Origin of the sequence: Gemmatimonas sp., assembly GCF_041689975.1 — a bacterium.
In the GTDB taxonomy this organism is placed as follows: Bacteria; Gemmatimonadota; Gemmatimonadetes; order Gemmatimonadales; family Gemmatimonadaceae; genus Gemmatimonas.
Genome location: NZ_JBDNFF010000100.1, coordinates 1 through 4,305, shown reverse-complemented (window position 1 = coordinate 4,305; position 4,305 = coordinate 1). Strand labels below are relative to the sequence as shown.

At 62.0% G+C, this 4,305-nt stretch carries 3 protein-coding genes; all 3 read left to right on the top strand.

Annotated elements, in window-relative coordinates:
* Window positions 1-2,533: methionine synthase (metH, locus tag ACESNG_RS07050; RefSeq protein WP_373068360.1), on the top strand; the 2,533-nt coding region annotated here is incomplete at its 5' end.
* A gap of 128 nt (window positions 2,534-2,661) precedes the next feature.
* Complete coding sequence (locus ACESNG_RS07045; RefSeq protein ID WP_373068359.1) at window positions 2,662-3,546, top strand: exosortase/archaeosortase family protein; 885 nt, start codon at window positions 2,662-2,664, stop codon at window positions 3,544-3,546.
* Window positions 3,543-4,235: an exosortase C-terminal domain/associated protein EpsI gene (locus ACESNG_RS07040; protein WP_373059170.1), complete on the top strand. Its 693-nt coding sequence runs from the start codon at window positions 3,543-3,545 to the stop codon at window positions 4,233-4,235. Before ACESNG_RS07045 ends, ACESNG_RS07040 begins: the two co-directional genes overlap by 4 nt.
* Window positions 4,236-4,305 lie beyond the last annotated feature (70 nt).

Here is a 4,305-nt window from a genome sequence, read left to right as displayed (position 1 = left end):
TTACAGCGATGCGCTGGTCGTGGCGCGCCAGCAGGTGGACAGCGGCGCGCAGATCATCGACATCAACATGGACGAGGGGCTGCTCGACGCGGAAAATGCGATGGTCACCTTTCTGAATCTGGTAGCGTCGGAGCCCGACATCTCGCGCGTGCCGGTCATGGTGGACTCCAGTAAGTGGAGCGTGATCGAGGCCGGTCTCAAGTGTCTGCAGGGGAAGGGCGTCGTGAATTCCATTTCGCTCAAGGAAGGCGAAACGGAGTTTCTGCGGCAGGCGCGCCTGGTGCGCCGCTACGGCGCGGCCGTGATCGTGATGGCATTCGACGAGCAGGGGCAGGCCGACACCGCCGCGCGGAAGGTCGAAATCTGTACGCGCGCGTACAAGATTCTCACCGAGCAGGTGGGCTTCCCTCCGCAGGACATCATCTTCGATCCGAACATCTTCGCCATCGGCACCGGCATCGAAGAGCATGCGCGCTACGCCATCGACTACTTCGAAGCCACGCACGAAATCAAGCGCACGTTACCGTTCGCCAAGATCTCCGGCGGTGTGAGCAACATGTCGTTCTCGTTTCGCGGTAACAATCCGCTGCGCGAAGCGATGCACGCGGTGTTCTTGTATCATGCCATCCGCGCCGGCATGGATATGGGCATTGTGAACGCCGGTCAGCTCATCCCCTTCGAAGATATTCCGCTCGATCTTCGCGAGCGCGTGGAAGACGTGGTGTTGGCTCGCCGAACCGACTCCACCGAGCGCTTGCTGGAAGTGGCCGACCAAGCCAAGGGGCGCGCGAAGCAAACCGAAGATCTCGCGTGGCGCACTCTCTCCGTGGAAGAGCGCATAGCGCATGCGCTGGTGCGCGGTATCGATGCGTTCGTGGTGGAAGACACCGAAGAAGCGCGCCTCGCGTCATCGCATCCCATTGAAGTGATCGAAGGCCCGCTCATGCGCGGCATGAATGTGGTCGGTGATCTCTTCGGTGAAGGGAAGCTGTTCCTGCCGCAGGTGGTAAAGAGTGCGCGCGTGATGAAAAAGGCCGTGGCGCATCTCATTCCGTTTATCGAAGCGCTGAAAACGGTGGACAGCAAGCCGGTCGGTCGCGTGATCATGGCCACGGTAAAGGGCGACGTGCACGACATCGGCAAGAATATCGTGGGCGTGGTGCTGCAGTGTAACGGCTACGAAGTGGTCGACATGGGTGTGATGCAGTCGTGCGCGGCCATTCTGGCGAAGGCGCGCGAAGTGAATGCCGACGTGATCGGCTTGTCGGGACTCATCACGCCGTCGCTGGAAGAGATGACGTTCGTGGCCAGCGAAATGGAGCGTCAGGGTTTCACGGTGCCGCTGCTGATCGGTGGTGCCACCACCAGCAAGGCGCATACGGCACTCAAAATCGAGCCGTCGTATTCGGGCCCCGTGGTGCATGTGCTCGACGCGTCGCGCGCAGTGGGCGTGACCAGCGCATTGCTCAGCGACGAGCGCAAGGCGGCCTACGCGGCCGGCGTGCGCCAGGAATACGAAGCGCTTCGTGTGGCGCGTGCGGCGCGTGGTGGGGCCGAACGGTTGGTCAGCATTTCCGCGGCGCGGGCAAATCGCGCCAAGATCGATCTCACCGTGCCGGTGCCGGTGCCCACGTTCATGGGGCCGCGCACGCTGTTGGAGTACCCGCTCGAAGACCTCGTGCCGTACATCGACTGGACACCGTTCTTCCAGACCTGGGAGCTGGCTGGGCACTATCCCGCCATTCTAAACGACCCCATCGTGGGCGAGACCGCGCGGTCGCTGTACGCCGACGCGCGTTCCATGCTGGACCGGATCGTTCGTGAGAAGCGGCTGGAGGCGCGCGCCTCGTTCGGCTTTTGGCCGGCGAACGCGGTCGGTGACGATATCGAGCTCTATAGCGACGACGATCGTGGTACTGTTGCGGCAACGCTACATATGTTGCGTCAGCAGCTCGACAAGAAGGGGGACGGGCGACCGAATCACTGCCTGGCCGACTTTGTAGCACCGAAGGAAAGTGGCGTGCCCGACTATATGGGAGCCTTTGCCGTTACCACCGGGCATGGTCTGGACAGCTTGGTTGCGGAATTCGAGGCGGATCATGACGACTACAGCTCGATCATGGCCAAGGCGCTGGCCGACCGTCTGGCCGAGGCGTTCACTGAGCGGTTGCATGAGCGGGTACGTCGGGAGTTCTGGGGCTACGCGCCGAATGAGGCGCTCGACAACGCCAGCCTGATCCATGAGAAGTACCAGGGCATCCGCCCAGCGCCCGGATATCCCGCCTGTCCCGACCACCGGGAGAAGGGTACGCTTTTCGCAGTAGCAGAGGCTGAAGAGCGGACGGGAATCGTACTGACCGAGAGCTTCGCCATGATGCCGGCGGCGAGCGTGAGCGGCTGGTACTTCTGGCGTCCAGAATCGACATACTTCGGGATAGGGAAGCTGTTACCCGATCAGCTCGACGAGTACGCCGAACGGGCTGGGCGGGTCGCGGATGGCCCAAGGTGGACGTCGACGCTGGTGGCAGGGTAGGCTCATGAGCCGCTCGGTGATCGATGGGCGTGCCGCGAGTGTGACAGTCAATGCCTCCCGTGCGTCTCTGCATTGCCTCTCATCATGAATCGACCGTGACTATTCCTGCTCAGTCATCCCCTGCCTTCATGCCTCGCGACCTCCTCGCGGGAGTGAAGGAACGCGCCCCCGTGGAGCTCGCATCGTATGCGCTCACGGCGGTGATGTTCGTGCTGCTGTTCGCGAAGCCGGCCACGCTGATGTTCGACGCGTGGTGGAACGACCCCAACTCGGGTCATGGCCTGCTGCTGGCGCCGTTGTCGTTGTACTTCGCCTGGAAGAGCGGCATCGTGGAGGGTTCGAAGCCGCAGCGCGTACTCGGCGCGGCGATCCTGATTTTCGCGGTGCTGTTCCGCTACGCCGCCGATCTCGCGGCCGAGCTGTTCGTGATGCGCGGCTCCATGCTGATGGCGCTCGCGGGCCTCACGGTGTTTTACGCCGGGTTTCGCCAGCTGCTGCATTGGTGGCTGCCGTTCACACTCACCGCGCTGTCGATCCCGATTCCGGAAGTCATTCTGAATACGGTGGCGCTGCCACTGCAGTTCACGGCGTCGAAGATCGGCGCGGGGTTACTGAGGTGGCGTGAGATCCCGGTGATGATGACGGGCAACGTGATCCGTATTCCGGGACAGGAATTGTTCGTGGCGGAAGCGTGCAGCGGGCTAAGATCGCTCACCGCGTTGATCAGCCTGGGCGTGCTGCTTGGCGCGATGTTCCTGCGGCATTGGTCCACCCGTGTGCTGCTGTTGGCGCTCACGATTCCTATCGCCATCGCCATCAATGGATTTCGAGTATTCCTCACGGGATTTCTGGTGCTTTTCGTAAGCCCGGAAATGGGCGAGGGCTTCATGCATACCAGTGAAGGAATGGTGATGTTTGGCGGAGCGTTCGTGATTACGTCGATCGTGGCGTGGCTGCTGGGAATCGTCGAATCGAAAATTATGGATAGCTCGCCGCGCGGAGTGACTGCGTGAACAGTGTGCTGCCCAAGTTCCTGCCTGTAGCCGTACTCGCTCTCGGTGTGCTGCTCATTTCCGGCATGCGCGAGCAATACGCCATTCAGCCCCTGCAACCAATGGCGGCCTTGCCAGCGAGCATCAACGGCATGGTCGGCAAGAACATCGTCATTGACTCCGCAGAGCGGCGCGTGGCGGGAATGACCGACTATGCATTGCGCGAGTTTGGTTCAGGTTCGGGAATTCTGTTCTCGACCTACGTGGGCTACTACGATCGCCAGGTACAGGGGAAGGCCATCCACTCTCCGAAAAACTGCCTGCCAGGAGCCGGCTGGGAGATCATGTCGTCTGAGCGCCTCGCTGCCGACGCGATGGGCGCACCGGGTGGCACGATCAACCGTGTGCTGCTCGCCAATCAAGGTGTGCGCGCCCTCGTGTACTACTGGTATCAGGGGCGAGGGCGAGTGGAGGCCAGCGAGTACAAGGTGAAGTGGAACTTGCTGCGTGATGCCGCTGTGGAAGGACGGACGGAGGAGGCCCTCGTTCGAATCGTCGTACCTCTCGCACGATCGGACAAGAACCCAACTCGGAAGCAGCAGGACGCGGCATTCGCGGTCGCTGATTCGATTGCGGCCGCGGTCAGCCGCGAGCTTCTTCCGTCTGTTGCGAAGGTGATGCCTGCGTTGCAGACCGCCTCGATCCGATGACGAACGGGGGATGTGCCGCGCGGGCTGGAAGTCGACGTGCCTGATGTCGCACCCGCCAGGAAAGTTCGCG